Here is a 16,882-nt window from a genome sequence, read left to right as displayed (position 1 = left end):
CCTCAAACCCCACGCCTTTAGGCTGGGGAAATAAAAGAGGTAGAATTTATTGGGCTTTAGCCCTGATTGTTACTAAAAAAGTCAAGGCTAAAGCCTAGTTGACATTCCTTTGATTTATCTACCCCCAGCCTAAAGGCGTGGGGTTTGAGGAAACTACGAATGTTCATTTACTTCTACTTAGTTAAGTCATAGCAAGCTTTTTCACTACGGCCATGGTTTCTTTTTGGCGATTTCTGACGACATCCATGGCTTTTTGGGCTTTAGCTTTGGCCGTTTTGTAATCTTTATAAATCGTCAATACCGCCCCTGTGATGTCCGAAGCAGGTGCTTGATCTATTTCAAAAAGCCATTCTGGTACACCAATATCTCGAAACATCCACCCTTTTCGGCCGTGTTTGAGCGGACGGGCGTGAACCACGGGTACTCCCAACGCCAAACCCATAATGAGCGAGTGAGGCTCCATACCAAACATCGTATGCGCTCGTGCATAAACCGACATGGCTTCGTCGGCACTCCAAAAGGTCTCGCGGCATACGACTTTGGCCTTGATGTTTTCTTCTAATTGGTCGTAGAGCATCGTTTTGGCATATTTGGTTTCTTTCAAAGCCTCGGGAGCAATCAAGACTTTCATACCCGTAGTCGTGACCCACTGATTGATCAAATCCTTCACTTTTCCCAGTCGTAGCGCATCTTGCTGCTGCTGCTCGGGAGAAGGGGCGGGATTCATCATATCACCTTTGCCCGTGGCGTTCAAGTGCGGTGTATTGGTGCGGACTACCACCACCAAAAATTTCCCTTCTTCCAATCCTGCCTGACGAAGATAGGCAAGCCCTTTGGTTTCATCCCGTACGTCTATTCCAAAACATCCATCGGGTCCAAATTCTATGATTGGGGTTTTGAATTGATTCTCTTTCAGAAATTTGACCGACTCAGCATCACGACAGTAAATAAATGATGCACGATTTAGTACATCACGATAAAGCGATAACGAAGGTGGCGCAAACTTATCGAAAGACTGCCCATAAAGCCCAAAAGGGATGTTGTTTTCGATGCAATAATAAAACGGTGCAAGATTGCCCATGGTAGCACCCCACTCATAGTGGAACAAGCCGAAGTTCATCGACATTCCAGAATTATGGATATAAACATCTGCTTGTTCAAAAGCAGTTTTTAATTCCCCTTGCAAACCTTCATCTTGGTTGAAAAAAGCCCCATGAACGATTTTTACTTTCGGGAAGTTTTTGACAATCAATGCCTCCGTAACGGGGCGAGGTTGGGCGTGCCATAAAATAATTTGCGCTTCGGGAATGTGTCGTTCCAACAAACGTAAAGTGCCAGGCGTATGACCAATGTCCCCGATGTTGTTGTCGTTCCACGACGAGCGCAGCAGTATCGTGGGAGCTTTGGCTAATACGTTTGACAGGCTATGCGCCTCCAATATTTCATCTGAAGACATCTGAAAAGTAGAAGCGGCAAGGGTAGAAAGTTTAAGAAAATCGCGACGGGTCGTTGGCATGGGGCTAGTTCATTTTTTATCTTTTGTGAAACGCTGTCGAACCTTGCCGACGTTTTGAACGTCGGCAGGATTGAGCTTTTTCAAGTAGTGAAAACGTTCTTTTTCAACACATTCATGGTTTGTTCTTGCCGCTGTTTCACAAAGGATTGGGCTTTTTTTACCTTCATTTTAGCTGCTTTGGGGTTTTTAGCCATTTCAAGCACCGCCGGTACAATCTTGGCCACGTCGCTCGGGGTATCCATGTCAAAAAGCCATTCTCCCAATCCAATATCACGCCACATATAGCCTTTGCTGGTTTGTTCGTCAAATCGACAAACAATGGCAGGAATCCCTTGAGCAATGCACATAATAGGCGAGTGCATTTCCAAACCAAACAAGCCCGCCGAACGAATATACGTACTCACGGCTTCGTCGGTAAGCCAATATTTATCCCGCCACACTACTCTCTTTTTGACATCCTCAGGAAGGGGGTCGTAGAGCATTTCTTTTCCAATCCGCATTTGGGTCGCATTTTCGGGCACGAGCAATACTTTGAGTGGTGTTTGTCGCACCACGGCGATGATTGCCTCCCGAATGGGAGCGTTGTCTTGCTCTTTCATTTTTTCATTGTGCGCGTGCTTGGCTTCGTTGATGGTTTGTTTTTTGGAAGGAAGCTCCCACCAAGGCGAAAACCGTAACTGAGGAATCGCGCACAAAAACTTACCTGTTTCGAGTCCGTGCTCACGCAGAAAAACATCCGCTGCCTGATCATCTCTAACATCTACCGCAAAGGCACCATCGGGGCAAAACTCCATAATGGGGCAGTTAACTCCCTGTTTTTTGGCAAAATCCATCGATACAGAATCTCTGAAATAAGCAAACCGGGCATTGGTCAAAAGGTCTATTTCGAGAGGGGTCACTTTTTGCCGATCTTCAGGAAAGCCATACACACCTGGAAACGTAATCCCATAAATGCCGTAAGGTTTACCCGTAGTTTTTCGCCAACGTTCTACGTCTTGCTTTGCGACCAACGACGGCCCTGAGCCATGCAGCAAAAAAACACATTCGCTGAATGCTTGTTGAATTTCTTCGGAAGTTTGGATGATACGTAGTTTTGGGAAACGCTTTCGGAGCAGTTCTTCAACCCCATTTTTAACATTAGAAGGCCAAAGCCGTACTTCTACTTCGGGTAAATATTTTTCTAAGAGCGTCAGCACGCCCGGCGTATGCGCAATGTCTCCGATGTTTTCGGTTTGCCACGAAGAACGCAAAATAATTGACTTAGGTGCCGCCGCTGTAGCTTCTCCCAAAGCCACGTGCAACGAAGCCGCCAATAGGGAGGTTTGTTTTAAAAAAGTACGTCTATTGAGTATCATAGAACAATTAGACTTTTAAGTTCTCTTTCAATAAATTCATGGTTTCCCGCTGACGTTGTTCTACGTACTTTTTGCCTTTGGCGGCTTTGGCTTTGGCAGCTTTGGGGTTTTTAGCCATGGCCAACACCGTAGGTACATAGCGTGCAACGTCTTGCTCATTGTCCATATCAAAGAGCCAATCGCCAAGGCCAATGTCCCGCCACATCACGCCTTTGCTGGTTTGTTCAAAAAAACGACCCACAATCGCAGGGATTCCATTACCAATGCACATAATAGGCGAGTGCATTTCCAGACCAAACAAGCCTGCCGAGCGGACATAAGTGCTTACCGCTTCGTCGGTTAGCCAGTACTTATCGCGCCACACCACCTTTTGCTTTACGTCGTCGGGGAGCTTATCATACAAAATCTCTTTGCCGAGTTTTACGTGGGTTTCGTCTTCAGGGCAAATCAAGATTTTCATGAAAGTCTGACGTACCACTTCAATAATTGCCTGTCGCAAAGGTGCGTTATCATGCTCTTTCATGGCTTCGTTGCGGAGATGGCGCTGTTCGTCGAAGGGTGTTTTTTTGGCGGGAATTTCCCAATATGGGGTAAAGCGAGTCCGTGGAATGACACACATAAACTTGCCTTCTTCTAAGCCATGTGTTTTCAGGAATTGAGTAGCGGCCTCTTCATTTCGTAAATCTACGGCAAAAGCACCGTCGGGGCAAAACTCCATGATTGGGCATTTAACCCCATTTTTTTTTGCAAAATCCAACGAAATGGAATCTCTAAAAAGCGCAAAACGGGCGTTGGTTAAGAGTTCTATATCAAGGGGATTGGCCGTCACCGACGCCTTGGGGTCAGGGCTATATACACCTGGGAAAGTGATGCCGTATATTCCGTAAGGTTTGCCTGTTTCTTTGTGCCAACGTTCTACATCTTTGCGCGCTACCAAGGATGGCCCCGAGCCATGTAATAAAAACGCACACTCTTTGAAAGCCGCAGCGATTTCGCTTTGGCTTTTAATGATGGCCACTTTGGGAAAACGGCGACGCATGAGTTCTTCCACGCCATTGCTCACACTCGACGGCCACAGCCTCACTTCGACGTCAGGTAAGTATTTGTCCAAAAGTGCTAATACTCCCGGTGTATGCCCAATGTCTCCAATATTGACGGTTTGCCAAGAAGAACGCAAAATAATCGACTTAGGAGCAGCCGCTGAAGCTTCTCCCAATGCCATGTGCAAAGAGGCAGCTAGCAGAGAGGTTTGTTTTAGAAAAGTTCGTCGGTTGAGTGTCATATTCATCTTGAGAATTTAATTTTATCCCCGCAGAAACTTAAAACCGCTGATTTTGCTGAAGGTCAAACATCTGCGTCATTCTGCGGCCTTAAATCTGCGTTTGTCTGCGGGTAAAATTGAACTGACTAATAACCAGGATTTTGCTCAAATTTAGCTCCAGTATTGGCATCGATTACTTTTTGGGGAATAGGCCAAAACTTGTTAAAATCTTGGATTGTTTTGCCCGAAGAAGGCCCATTTGGTACCGACGGTTCTGAATTGTATTTTTTCACCCTGTCCACCAAACGTCCCATGCGAATCAAGGTGCGCAATCTGGGTTCTTCCACGATCAACTCACGCGTTCTTTCATCCAAAATAAAGTCTTCGGTTACTTTTGTTGCACTGATTAGGGTAGCTTTTGCCCTAGCCCGCACTACGTTGATATCTTTTGCTGCATTTTCCAAATCGCCCTTTCTAAAATAGGCCTCCGCTCTCAGCAAATAGGTTTCAGCGACCCTCATGCGGCTAAAATCTTTGGACGTATTGCCCGATAATATATCGTTATTGATGGAAGGACCCTCAATTTTTCGATAGTAAGGGTAGTATTGTCTCAATGTATCGACGGCAATGGTCGTGAGGGTGCCATCATTTCTGGCCAAAAATAGATTTCCATTGGCTGCTTTTTTGACAATAATTGGTTTGCCAAAATAATCTTTATCAGCAGGGTTATTATAGTAAAAGGTACGTCGGATGTTATGAACGGAATTTCTCATGTCTTTGGGGTCTAATGCCCAGACATCATATTTAGCATAATTGGTAGGACAATTAACCCCTATTCCCCTTCCGATGCTATCAGCTACCACATTCAATACCCGATTTGGAGTTTGCAAGCGGTCGTATTCAGGCCCCCAGTAACGAATGCTGTTATTGGCCGAAGAAGTCGAAAAGCTCCCTCCAACGTTGGTACTTTCAAACTGCCAAGCCCACATCACCTCTTTGTTGCCCGACGAGTAATTGATTTGCCCATTGGCAAAAAGGTCAGAGAAGACATCACCAGCGCGCGAAGCCGCAGCCCCAAACCTCGCCGTCATGATTTGATAATCGCCCGCTTCTTTATTAATCACTTTGCTGGCCGCACTGATGGACTTATCGTAGAATGACGCATCTTTTGATTCCATTCCTAATGAGATATAAATTTCGCTCAATAGGTGAAATGCAGCCGCTCGAGGTATGCGGCCGTCTTTTACCTGCAACGGCAGCAAAGTGACGGCTTCCTCCAAATCTTTGGCCGCAAAGTTCAACACTTCGAGCCGAGAGTTTCTTACAAAATCAAATTTGGGTTCGGTGATGGTTTGCTTTACAATCGGAACACCGCCGTAAATATTCGCCAAAAAATTGTAAGTGTAAGCCCGAAAGAAAAGTGCCTGACCTTTGATATTGTTCAAGTCTTCGGTCCTGATGCTTAGATTGGGGTTGTTGAGACCGTCCAGAATGGTATTGGAGCGTAAAATCATGGTTTTATACGCCCAATCCCAATAGACAATGGTTGCATCTAAGTTGGGGTTGAGAAGACTGTAGTCTTTATTTCCACGCGAGTCGTTCCGCCCCCATTGGGTTTGGTCGGTTCCTACGGTCATGTACTCGAAGTTGTTAGAAGCAATAATATGCTCTTGACGTGATCCTTCGTACAAACCTACCACGGCGGCATCAAACCCTGCCGTATTGGTCAGTAAGTTTTCGGGGCTGAATCGATCTAAAGGAACTTCCTTTAAAAAGTCGTCACTACAGGAAGTGGTAATCCCAAAAAGTGAAAGAAGTAATATGGCTTTAAATTTTGATTTCATGTTTCGAAAATGTTAAAATGACATGTTGATACCACCAATAAATGTTTTAAGCAACGGGCCATTAGTGCCTGGGTCGCGACCGCCCCCACCAAACTCAGGGTCCCAGCCGTTCCATTTGGTCCACGTAAATAGGTTTTTGCCGCTGACATATACTTGAAGGTTGGAGATTTTCAACTTCTTCATCAAAGCATCCGAAAAATTGTAAGACAATGACACATCTTGTAATCTGGTGAAACTGCGGCTTTCGTAAAAACCATAGCCGAGCGGATTACGGTAGTTGATTCGGGGATGCGTATTGATAGGATTAGAGGAAGTCCAATAAGGAAGATTAAGGAAATTGGCTTGGTCAAAAAAGTTGGAACCTGGATTGGTGAGCGAGCTAGAACTATAGCCTCCTTCTCTGATATTGACGGTAGAAGACAAGCTAAATTTCTTGAAATTGATGATATTGGTAATTCCCAAAATAAAATTAGGTTGATTGCTATGTAATACCGCACGGTCTAAGGGCGTGATTTTGCCGTCAGGTACGCCATTGGGGCCACTAATGTCTTTAAATTTTATGTCTCCGGGCTTAGAACCAGGGATTAAAGACAAATCGTCTCCTTGTTGGAAAATTCCGTCAAATACATAGTCAAAGTTGCTACCTAAAGGCTGCCCAATAAACCACCCACTGGCAATGTCATCGTCTTCGATGCCGTCGTTGTTGATATCTCTGCCCGTGAGTTGTACGATTTTGTTTCTATTGAGCGAGAAAGCGATATTGGTATTCCATCCCCAATCGCCGCGTTCGATATTCTTGGTTTTGAGGTCTAATTCAAATCCTTTGTTTTTGGTTTTGCCAATATTCCGCAAGAAAACCTCAAAACCGTTGGTATTCGGAATCGTTTGATTCAAGAGTAGGTCGAAAGTATTGGAAACATAAAAATTGAGCGAAGCCGAAATACGACTTGAAAAAGCCTGAACATCGGTACCAATATTGAAACTTTCGGTGGTTTCCCAACCCAAGTTCGGATTGGCAAGCGTGGTAGGGATTAAACCAATGGATACGGGTTGGCCGTCTCCAAAGACATAATTCCGCTGCCCAACTTGGCTTAAAGAAGAGTATTCGCTCACGCCTCGGTTGCCGTTGCGCCCCCATGAAGCCCGCACCTTGAGGAAGTCAATTTTTTTAACATCCTTCATAAAATCTTCATCACTTACATTCCAGCTAAAGGCAGCGGAAGGGAAAGTTCCGAATTTACGTCCTTCTCCAAAAGCCGAAAAGCCGTCTCTACGCACACTTAAAGTAAAGAAGTATTTACTTTTCAATGAATAGCCCAAGCGCGCCATAGAAGAGATTTGACGGTTTTGGGTGGCGCCTACATCAATGGCATACCCTTCGCCAATTTCCAGCGAATTGTATCCCAACGCATCGTTGAAAATATTTTGGCTTGATAGGAATGAAAACTGATTTGATAACTGATAAATCCCATAAAGTACGGTCAAATCAACACTGTGATCTTGGGCAAATCGGCGTTGGTATTTAAGAATATTTTCTAGGGTAAAATTTTGGGTTTCTCCGTGTCTTTTTGAGCCGGAACCTAGACGGTTGGTAGGAGCATAAGTAGGGCTATAAGTGAATGTTTTGGAGTCGGTTCGGGTATAGCCTCCGTTGAGTTTGTAGGTCAAACCTTCCAAAAGATTTACATCGGCGTAGGCATTCGCAAAAAGTATATTAGTGATTGACTTGTTGGTATTTAAGAGCGTTCCCAACAATGGATTGGCTACTAAGCCCCAGTTTTGTGGAAGAGGATTTGGCGAAACGCCATCTTCTAAATATAAACTTGCAAAAGGACTCAAATAAGAAGTAGCCACAAGGTTGGCTCTCACCCCTGAATTATCTCTGGAAGAATACCCAGAATTGATACCCAACTTGAGCCAATCAGTGGCTTGTACGCCCAAGTTTAATCTGCTCGACAAGCGGCTGAAATTATCCCCTCTAACGGGCGATTTGGAGTCGGTATATGCTCCTGAAAAAAAGTAACTTAATCTATCCATTTTCCCTGAAACATTGAGCTCATAATTTGACATAGGAGCGCTTTGTTTGATTTCCTGAAAAGGATTGATGGTTTTTCCAGCGGCAATATTGGCCTGTTCAATCACCGAAAATGGCACACTTCCCCCTTCGGCTTCTTCGGCATCTTTACGAGCCGCTAAGTACTGCTCAGGAGTGCGGTAATTAGGCAAAAAAGCATAATCAGAAGCCCCCAAATAGGTAGTAAACGTAAATTTAGGCTTGCCAGATTTTCCTTTTTTTGTGGTGATCTCAATGACCCCGTTGGTGGCCAAAGAACCATAAATGGCCGTCGAACTGGCATCTTTCAGAATATCAATGGTTTCAATGTCGTTGGGGTTAATATCGGCCAAATTGCCTCCCGCATAGATAATTCCATCTAGTACAATAAGGGGAGAACTATTGGCTGAAATTGAATTGATTCCTCGGATTCTTATGGTACCGGCTTGTCCGGGACGGCCATTATCAATGACCTGCACTCCCGCTGTAGTTCCTCTAAGGATTTGCGAAGCATTGGTATTGGGTTGCAATCGAGTGGCTTCCACATCCACACTTGCGATGGCTCCCGTAAGGTCTTTCTTCTTCTGAGTTCCGTACCCTACTACTACTACTTCTTCCAGCGACTTGTTGTCAACATTCAGCGCAATAGGCAGTTGAGTGCGACTCCCTACCACCACTTCTTGTAATTCATAACCTACGAAACTAAATACCAACACGGCATTGTCGTCGGGGACACTCAACGAAAACTCCCCGTCAGGATTGGTAGTAGTCCCTCGCTGCGTTCCTTTGATAATCACGTTTACGCCTGGCAAGGATTCTCCTTTTTCGGCATCAGTTACTTTGCCTTTTACGATTTTATCCACTACCCGATTGACTTCGGCCACGGCAGGCGCGAGCGTTTCTATGGCTGCGGGTGCGGATTGGCTTGGGGCTTTTGGGGCGGACGGAGCGTCACCTTCGGGAAATCGTGACACGTTTTGCTCCGACCTCCTTTCGGTACGTTTGTCGGTAATGACATAGCCTCCATTTTTTGATTTTTTGTAATACAGTCCCAAAGGTTTTAGAAGTGCTTCGAGATTTTGTTCCAGTTTAGCATTGGGATTGACGACATTGCTCATTACCATAAGCCCATCCACATTGCGGTCAAAAAACAAAATATCTACCCGATACTGCTCTTTTAGCTCGCGCAACACATCCTTTAGTTTTTTCTGGGAGGGCTTGTGGGAGGCATCTTTGCTGTGGTTGGTTTGAGCACTGGCCAAAAATTGGGCAAAACTTGGCTGTACCCCTCCCAGCAATACCCCCAACAATAGGGTTTGTATTGTTTTTTTCATTCTTAAAAAACGTTAGAGTTATGGATTGGTGGTTATGATGATTTTCTTTCCTTCTTTTTGGTAAGTAAGATTAGCAGCTTCCGTAAGCGTTTCTAAAAGTTCTTCGGCATTGTGCGCCGTAAACGACCCCGTAAGTGTCCATTGAGCAAGTTCGGCTTCGGGGATTTCGACAGTTACTCCAAAATTATCTTTAAACAACTGGGCTACTTCCTGTAGCGTAGTTTCTTCAAATACAAACCGATGGTCCTGCCAAGCGGCGTAGTTTTGGGGTTCTTGGATTTGATGCAAATTTATTTTGCCTCCTTCTTCGAGCGTCACCAAATCTCCGGGCTTCATCGTAAGTTGTTTTTGATTGTTGCCTTCCTGATATCGCAGTTGTACTTTACCTTTGTTTAAGACTACCTTCGCTACCTTGGGGCGGGTATTTACCACAAATTCGGTTCCTAGCACTACTACATCAAACTCTTGCCCAGTTTTGACAATAAATTTTTGGTGATTGGGCAAATGTGTCACCGAAAAATTAGCCTCTCCTGTCAGATATACTTCACGGGTTTGATGACCAAAACCAAAACGCGGCACCCGAAGCGACGAATTGGCATTGAGCACGATTTGACTCCCGTCGCCCAATGTCAAACGCTGGGTTTGACCATAAGCGGTATGATAAGTTTGGTACCGAATAGTATCTCTGAATAGCCAACTACTCACCGCTAATATCAATACTACTGACGCAGCAGCCCACAGCCATGACGATAGTTTTCGAGGAGCGACTTCCAAAACCTCTACTTCTTCTTTTTGATTCTGATAGCCGCCCATTCGTTCTTGATGACGAGCTAAGGCAGCAGTGGCATCAGCCATATACTGTGGATGTTCGCTTTCCCACATAGCCAAATAAGCATAAAACAACTCTCGATTTTCGTTGTTTTGTGCCCATTCCTCCACCATCTGCTTCTGAAAAACAGTAGCTCTACCAGCGAAGTAATTGAAAAGCATTTCTTTGGTTATGTGCATTTTCATGATGAAATGATTTAAAAACAAGACGTGTTGAAACGTCGAAAACACTTAGCGATGTGGATTATTTTTTAGAATATTTTTATTCGTGAATATAAATCTTAAAGCCACCATCCGCCGATAAGCATCACGATAGCGAGCCACTTATCTTTCAAAGAAGTCCGAATCTGACGGATAGCTTGGTACAAATGAGCCTCTATAGTACGAAGAGAAAGATTGAGTTCATTGGCAATTTCTTGGTACTTTTTTCCTTCAAAACGGTGCATGACATAGATTTGGCGGCGTTTCAAAGGCATACTGTTGATGGCATTTTCGACATCGTGGTAGAGTTCTTCGTATTGGGTAATGGAGTCGGGCTCGTAGGTCGTGGCTATCGAAAACTGCGTGGCATTGTCCAACGAAGTATTTCGGCGCATCTCGCTTCTTACGTAGTCGAAAGCCCGGTGCCTTACCGATGTAAACAAAAACGCTCGAAAAGAAGTAGTAATGGTGCGGTATAAATGCTGGGTATGAAACTCATAAAAAATATCCGAAACAATATCTTCGGCAATGGCTTTTGAAGAAACATAGCGTACAGCATGACTGCACAGCAATGGATAATATTGCTGAAACAACAACGCTATGCCAGTGTCGGGATTGGTCTCAAAAGCGACTCTAATCATCCGTTCGGGGTCAAGCACCGTATGTTTGGGGGCGGGATTTTCTCGCTCATGCCTCCCAAAAATCGGTTGCGCCTTATCTTCTTCTTCCATAGTATGCTTGACCATTCTCATTTTCTATATAAAGATAAGTTTTTTCTTGGAAACGTTTTATTTAAACCTGTTTTTTGAGATAGACGTTTTTGTCCGCACAAAACACTTAGTGAGAAATAGGATTTTTTTACTTATTTTTTTAATTTATATCAAAAGAAGGTGTAGGTAGCTTCAACCCCTCTTTCTTAAGAGTCCCCTTGCACTACTATTTTTAGGGCTTCTTCTTGAAAACACACATCTCTAAAAACAGAAACTATCTCACTGATTATTAGAAAATTACAAGCTTGAACAAACTTGCTCCAATTTGAACACCGTTTGCATAGGTCTTCTATGTCACTTTGCAGAGATTTGTGTTCTCAATTCTTATTTCAATTCTAAATTTTTATGTCAGCTATGCAAAAGAATGCAAAAATCACCCTGTCTTTACTCACGATCTTGGCAGTTTGTTTGGGAAGTTTTTCGGTTTGGGCTCAAGACAAAAACAGCCGACCTAGTCCCCCCGCCCAAGTTTCGCAAAAAGTAGAAAACACCACCATTACCATCAGCTACGGGCAGCCTTCGGTGAAAGGTCGAAAAATATGGGGAGAACTCGTGCCTTACGGGCAAGTGTGGCGTGCAGGTGCCAACGAAGCTACTACCTTTGAGATAAGCCAAGATGTAAAAGTAGAAGGGCAAATCTTAGCCGAAGGCAAATACGGCTTTTTTACCATTCCTAACGAAAAAGAATGGACCATTATCTTTAATAAAGTCCCTAACCAATGGGGTGCTTTCAAATATGATGACAAGCAAGACGCTTTGCGCGTGAGTGTAAAACCAAAAAAATCGTCGAAATTTCACGAGCAACTTACCTATACCATTTCGCCCAAAGGAACAGTGGCGATTTTGTGGGAAAATTTAGAAGTAAACTTCAAAGTAAAATAAAACCTTGCCAACCCATTTAATCATGAATTGACAGCCATTTTAACATTTATATTTTGGAGGTTGCGCGTGCTACAACCTCCAAAATCATTGTTTAAATTCTTTTGCTACTCCAACGTCAGTATCTGTTTATCTTTCAACAGTTTAGCTTTCAATACGGTATAGCTTACTTTTTGAATCGTAGTTTTTTTGTCGAGTGCCAATGCCGCAGCCGTACCCGCAGACTGCCCCAAAATCATAAAGGTCCATTCTAGCCGAATCGCTCCATAAGCAATATGACTTGAGGAGGGACAAGTAGGCGTAATCAAGTTGGTACATTGGGAGGCTTTGGGCACCAGCGACCGGTACGAAATAGGCAATGGTTGCCAATAATCGCCCCCAAATACAAAGCCTTCATTGTAGGCATAGCCGTCTTTTACGATGCGTCTCACACTGTGTACGTCTGTAGGCCAATACGCCATGCCGATAGGGTCAGATACAGGCGTGGGGTTTTGTTTTTTGACATGATGCTCCGTAATCACATAATCCGACACCATACGGCGCGCATCACGTACATAAAACATTCGAGGCCAGCCGCCATTGTCAGTAAATTCATCTTTGGCCAATCCCCAGCTTGTCCATTCTTTTTGCAAGGCGGGGTCGAGTTGACCTACTTCAGGGTCATGGGCTAAGAGATAAAAAAGCCCTTGTGTAAACGTCTTGTGCTCTTCCAATATCCTTTCTCGTACAGCGTAGCTCCCTTCGGGATAGTCCATATTCATGCCGTAGAGATTATGCGATAAATCATGCCACGCACCTAAGTCCGTTTTGCCGTTTGGAAGTCCTGCGCTAGGCCGATACAGTTTCCCCCCTGCTTTGATATAACGCAGATAAATCTCGTATTGGCCTCGGTCATAGCGCGTAGGTTTTGTGAAGGGAATTTGATTGTCAGGGTTTTTGGTCAAACACATCCGAAAACAAAATGCTTGCAGGCGTTTATCTCCCGTGCCGGGTGTTCCTAGTGGTTCGTCCTGAATTGTCGGAATCACTCCACTGTTTGGGTCATTGGGATTTTTATAAGGATTGACTTTGACCACAAACTGTGCATGATCTGTCTCAGCTCGGATACCATTTCGGGTTTCATTATAAGTGGCATTGGCCTCTCGCCCTACCGTTGTACTGACACCCGCCCGCGCCAGTAAATCTCCTTCAATGGTCGCATCCATGAAGATTTTCCCCTTGAATACTTCTCCTTTTTCGGTACGAATTTCGGTAATAGTGGTCATTGTTTTACTTACTGCTTGGGCATTCTCGGCCAAGCGTCTCCCCAGAAATACGTCGATTTTATGTTCTTTTATCCAATCATTAAAGACCTTTTCTGCCACCTTCGACTCAAATCGCCAGAGACTTGTGTTTTTGACTTTGTTATTGAGCGCGTTCTCAAAAGCCTCTTCTCTTCCATAGACTTTTGCTATACGGCGATAAAATTCCAGTGCCAACCCTCCCACAGCAGGGCTATTTTGAAAATCCTTATGGTTGTCAATGTCGGTTCCACCGAGCCCTTCTACACTCATCCCGCCAAGGTGCATAGTAGGTTCGAGGAGAGCTACACTTTTCCCCATTTTGGACAACTGAATCGCCGCCGTCACTCCCGCTGCCGTTCCGCCATAGATGACCACATCATAAGAAACTTGGTTTTTGGGGAACTGAAATGAAGTCAGCCCCCAAAAAGTGAACAACAACGTCAGTGTTTTTCTCATTTTTTACCATCTTTTTCTCCGTCCCAAATTTGATGATTAATACTCAAAATCACCCCTCTTTTTTTCAAATTCGTCTGTAAATCAGTGGTGCTTAATTTTTGAACGGATTTTTTTTGACGAGCGGCCATCGCTGCTGCAATGCCCGCACTATTGCCTAGCTGCATCCACGTACATTCCACCCGTGCCGAACAAAACGCAACATGCGACACCGATAAGCATACAGGCACAAGCAGATTGGTGCATTCTTGCTGCTTGGGCAAAATAGTACGGTACGAAAACTCATAGGGTTTGGTCAATACTTCCCAGATTCGTCCTTCATTGACAAATTGGGTTTTAGATACAGCCACCCGTTGTACGTGATGACTATCTATCCAATGCGAACCCAAACAAATCGCATCGGGTTTTGTACGTTCTTCTAAAATATCTTTTTGGGTCTGTATCAATTCGCCCTTCATTCGTCGTGCTTCACGAATATAAAGATAGTAAGGAAAGTTTCCGTTGTCTTTGAATTCATCACCCGTAAGACCATATTGATTTACCGCATCGTGTAAACTACGTGGGACTGAGGGGTCGTTGGCCAAGTAATATAATAGACCCAAAGTCCAGTTTTTATGGTCATCATAAATAGCTTGTCTTTCGGGATAATCGGCATCGGGGTAGTTGACATTCCCACCAAAGTGACCTAAAGAGATGATTGATTTCTGTTTGTTGTTGGTTTCGTATTTACCTTTAGGGTAATTCCAACCGTACAAATCAATGATGTCTTTGAATTTGACATTAGGTTCATTTTTAAGCCATCTCGAAAGCAATATATAACGCTGTGGTTCATAACGTTCGGGTTTAGGAAAAGGAACTCGGTCATCTCTTGTTGACATCATCACCCGAAAGTTATAATTCATCACTCGTTTATCGGCTTGCCCATCAGTAAGTGTGCTTCGTTCAACAAATCCAGGTAGCAATTTGCCATTATCATCATAGGGAGAGGCTTCAATAGGAGTATCAATAAACCTTACACCCGCCAATGACTCACCATACTGGTCTTTGCTTTCACGCCCATAGGTATAAGACACTCCCGACCGTGCCATCAAATCTCCTTCATAGGTAGCATCAATGAATACTTTGCCTGTGACGGTGGTGCCGTTTGATAAAGTAATGGTATGAATAGCAGCATTTTTCTTACTTACTTTTTGAGCAAATGCTTCATAGATAACCTTGACTTTAGCTTCTGCTAACAGGTCATTGAAGACTTTCTCTGCTACATGCGATTCAAAGTAAAATTCGGTTTTAGTTTTTCCGTAAAATTGACTCATACGACTATAAAACTCTAACGGTAATCCCGAAATAGTTTCTTCAATCATGTGTTCGGACTCGGCAGTGCCAATACCACTGGTATTCAGTCCTCCAACATGTTTTGTCTGCTCAATAAGCATCACTTTTGCACCTTCACGAGCAGCAGCCACCGCAGCAATGACACCGCCTGGTGTTCCGCCATATACCACAACATCGAAAGAAGCCTGAGCATACGCAATCCAAGTATTCAGTATTATTAAAAGAGTAAGACAAATTTTCATATTAAAATAAAAGTGTAAAAAGTGAATATCTAAGCCATTCTGAGAGGTTAGCTTCCAGGCTCAGAATGGCCATACTATCATCAACAATCAATAACCTGGGTTTTGTACCAAAGCTGGGTTTACATCAATCTCTTGAATAGGAATAGGATAAAGCAAATGTTTTGCTTCAGCATTTATTCCTATTTTTTTCATCTTTTCGATATACTTTCCTATTCTTAACAAATCCCAACGACGATGTCCTTCAAAGCAAAGCTCCCAACTTCTTTCTTGCCAAATTGCCTCACGCAATTGCGTTTGAGTCAGGTTACTGAAGTCTTTTAAATCTGCTGGAGTTTTTCGTGCCCTCGCTCGCACTAAATTAATGGCTGTATAAGCTTCAGTAGTAGGGCCATTTAATTCATTCAGGGCTTCGGCATACATCAACAATACATCTGCATAGCGAATGACTAAAAAGTTGTTTCGCGCCGACTGCGACCCACAGGCTTGTGGATCCCAATATTTGTCCAAATGAGGCCCCGTACGTGAGGCTACTACGGTGCCGTTGGCTATTTTTTTCTCATAAATAACCGTTACGTCTTTACGTAAATCTCCTGATAAGTATGAAGCGGCGTGTTGCGGTACTACTTGATAGCTTCCTCCCGTCAAATTAATAGGATAGCTGAAGTATATAGAAAAATTCACGGCCATTGGACTGCCATACGCAGGCAAGACACAACTGTATTGAATCGAAAAAATATGTTCAGTACCATTTTCTTTTTCGGGTAAAAAGACATCCTTAAAATCAGCGAACAAAGCGTATGCTTTGGAATCAATGACTTCCTTTGCTTTAGAAGCAGCATTAGCCCAGTCTTTACGGGTTAAATATACCTTTGCCAACATGGATTTAGCTGCTCCAATCGTTGCTCTTCCATTTTCGGAAGCCGCTGTATATCTTACTGGGAGCGTTTTTTCAGCCTCTTGTAAATCAGAGATAATTTGCTGATACACTTTTTCGGCTGGTTCGCGGGGGATTTGAACATTGATAACATCATTGGAAACACTCGTCACAAGTGGTATATCGCCAAAAGCCCGTACCAAATTAAAGTATGTTAACGCCCTCAAAAACTTGGCTTCGCCCACAATTTGATCACGTAGTTTGGTATCCATCGTAATCTTTGGGACATTCGCAATCACTCGATTGGCGCGGTCAATTAATACGTAGCTATTGGTGTAAAACCCATCAAACAAGCTCGTTCCACTGTTAAATAGATTCTTATGTATCTCATCTCCACTGCCATTGTCTTCGCGTACTTCACACTCATCACTGTTGAGGTCAGCCAAATTTATCATGGTCATGCCATAGATATTTTTGAGTCGGTCATATACGCCATTGATTGCAGAAGTGGCGTCAGCGGCAGAGTTGAAGGAATTTGATTCTTCAAAAAAACTAAGAGGTACCTCCTCTAAGTTTTTTTCACATGCTGTCAACAGAAATACTGTAAACAACGCCGAAAATAAAGTCGTTTTTTTCATCTTTAATTTTGTTAATCTG

The 16,882-nt window shown here is 43.7% G+C and carries 11 protein-coding genes; 1 reads left to right on the top strand and 10 read right to left on the bottom strand.

What is annotated here, in order from left to right; genetic code table 11:
* Window positions 1-181: 181 nt before the first annotated feature.
* The 7 genes from P1X15_RS03610 to P1X15_RS03580 all read right to left on the bottom strand — a co-directional run bounded on the left by P1X15_RS03610 (window position 182) and on the right by P1X15_RS03580 (window position 11,138).
* Window positions 182-1,516, bottom strand: coding sequence for a polysaccharide pyruvyl transferase family protein (locus P1X15_RS03610; protein WP_277336764.1), 1,335 nt, complete (start codon window positions 1,514-1,516; stop codon window positions 182-184).
* Between the two features lie 80 nt (window positions 1,517-1,596).
* On the bottom strand, window positions 1,597-2,871 hold the full coding sequence (locus P1X15_RS03605; RefSeq protein ID WP_277336763.1) for a polysaccharide pyruvyl transferase family protein: 1,275 nt from the start codon (window positions 2,869-2,871) through the stop codon (window positions 1,597-1,599).
* Between the two features lie 7 nt (window positions 2,872-2,878).
* The gene (locus P1X15_RS03600; protein WP_277336762.1) at window positions 2,879-4,159 is read right to left on the bottom strand and encodes a polysaccharide pyruvyl transferase family protein; all 1,281 of its coding nucleotides are present in this window, start codon (window positions 4,157-4,159) and stop codon (window positions 2,879-2,881) included.
* Window positions 4,160-4,278: 119 nt separating this feature from the next.
* Window positions 4,279-5,976, bottom strand: coding sequence for a RagB/SusD family nutrient uptake outer membrane protein (locus tag P1X15_RS03595; RefSeq protein WP_277336761.1), 1,698 nt, complete (start codon window positions 5,974-5,976; stop codon window positions 4,279-4,281).
* 12 nt (window positions 5,977-5,988) lie between these two features.
* Window positions 5,989-9,363, bottom strand: coding sequence for a TonB-dependent receptor (locus tag P1X15_RS03590; protein WP_277336760.1), 3,375 nt, complete (start codon window positions 9,361-9,363; stop codon window positions 5,989-5,991).
* Between the two features lie 18 nt (window positions 9,364-9,381).
* Window positions 9,382-10,377, bottom strand: a complete 996-nt coding sequence (locus P1X15_RS03585; protein WP_277336759.1) for a FecR family protein — start codon at window positions 10,375-10,377, stop codon at window positions 9,382-9,384.
* A gap of 95 nt (window positions 10,378-10,472) precedes the next feature.
* Window positions 10,473-11,138: an RNA polymerase sigma-70 factor gene (locus tag P1X15_RS03580; RefSeq protein WP_277336758.1), complete on the bottom strand. Its 666-nt coding sequence runs from the start codon at window positions 11,136-11,138 to the stop codon at window positions 10,473-10,475.
* A 378-nt stretch (window positions 11,139-11,516) separates the two neighbouring features.
* On the opposite strand from P1X15_RS03580, the gene P1X15_RS03575 reads away from it, so the two are divergent.
* Window positions 11,517-12,044 (top strand): DUF2911 domain-containing protein, encoded by a 528-nt coding sequence (locus tag P1X15_RS03575; RefSeq protein ID WP_277336757.1) that lies wholly within the window; start codon window positions 11,517-11,519, stop codon window positions 12,042-12,044.
* Between the two features lie 104 nt (window positions 12,045-12,148).
* Here P1X15_RS03575 and P1X15_RS03570 read toward each other — a convergent pair whose 3' ends face one another.
* From P1X15_RS03570 to P1X15_RS03560, 3 genes are all read right to left on the bottom strand, one after another.
* A complete protein-coding gene (locus P1X15_RS03570; RefSeq protein ID WP_277336756.1) occupies window positions 12,149-13,780 on the bottom strand; it encodes an FAD-dependent oxidoreductase in 1,632 nt (543 codons plus the stop codon).
* A complete protein-coding gene (locus P1X15_RS03565) occupies window positions 13,777-15,351 on the bottom strand; it encodes an FAD-dependent oxidoreductase (protein WP_277336755.1) in 1,575 nt (524 codons plus the stop codon). The genes P1X15_RS03570 and P1X15_RS03565 overlap by 4 nt, the downstream gene beginning before the upstream one ends.
* 87 nt (window positions 15,352-15,438) lie before the next feature.
* Complete coding sequence (locus tag P1X15_RS03560; protein ID WP_277336754.1) at window positions 15,439-16,863, bottom strand: RagB/SusD family nutrient uptake outer membrane protein; 1,425 nt, start codon at window positions 16,861-16,863, stop codon at window positions 15,439-15,441.
* Window positions 16,864-16,882: the final 19 nt, after the last annotated feature.

Origin of the sequence: Runella sp. MFBS21, assembly GCF_029433105.1 — a bacterium.
Taxonomy (GTDB): Bacteria; Bacteroidota; Bacteroidia; order Cytophagales; family Spirosomataceae; genus Runella.
The sequence above is the reverse complement of the archived record's forward strand: the minus strand, read 5'-3'. Positions and strand labels throughout refer to the sequence as shown.

Bases quoted from the DNA above. Each gene is read 5' to 3' on its own strand.
- P1X15_RS03610 (WP_277336764.1), bottom strand. From the start codon at position 1,516: ATGCCAACGACCCGTCGCGATTTTCTTAAACTTTCTACCCTTGCCGCT.
- P1X15_RS03605 (WP_277336763.1), bottom strand. From the start codon at position 2,871: ATGATACTCAATAGACGTACTTTTTTAAAACAAACCTCCCTATTGGCG.
- P1X15_RS03600 (WP_277336762.1), bottom strand. From the start codon at position 4,159: ATGAATATGACACTCAACCGACGAACTTTTCTAAAACAAACCTCTCTG.
- P1X15_RS03595 (WP_277336761.1), bottom strand. From the start codon at position 5,976: ATGAAATCAAAATTTAAAGCCATATTACTTCTTTCACTTTTTGGGATT.
- P1X15_RS03590 (WP_277336760.1), bottom strand. From the start codon at position 9,363: ATGAAAAAAACAATACAAACCCTATTGTTGGGGGTATTGCTGGGAGGG.
- P1X15_RS03585 (WP_277336759.1), bottom strand. From the start codon at position 10,377: ATGAAAATGCACATAACCAAAGAAATGCTTTTCAATTACTTCGCTGGT.
- P1X15_RS03580 (WP_277336758.1), bottom strand. From the start codon at position 11,138: ATGGTCAAGCATACTATGGAAGAAGAAGATAAGGCGCAACCGATTTTT.
- P1X15_RS03575 (WP_277336757.1), top strand. From the start codon at position 11,517: ATGCAAAAGAATGCAAAAATCACCCTGTCTTTACTCACGATCTTGGCA.
- P1X15_RS03570 (WP_277336756.1), bottom strand. From the start codon at position 13,780: ATGAGAAAAACACTGACGTTGTTGTTCACTTTTTGGGGGCTGACTTCA.
- P1X15_RS03565 (WP_277336755.1), bottom strand. From the start codon at position 15,351: ATGAAAATTTGTCTTACTCTTTTAATAATACTGAATACTTGGATTGCG.
- P1X15_RS03560 (WP_277336754.1), bottom strand. From the start codon at position 16,863: ATGAAAAAAACGACTTTATTTTCGGCGTTGTTTACAGTATTTCTGTTG.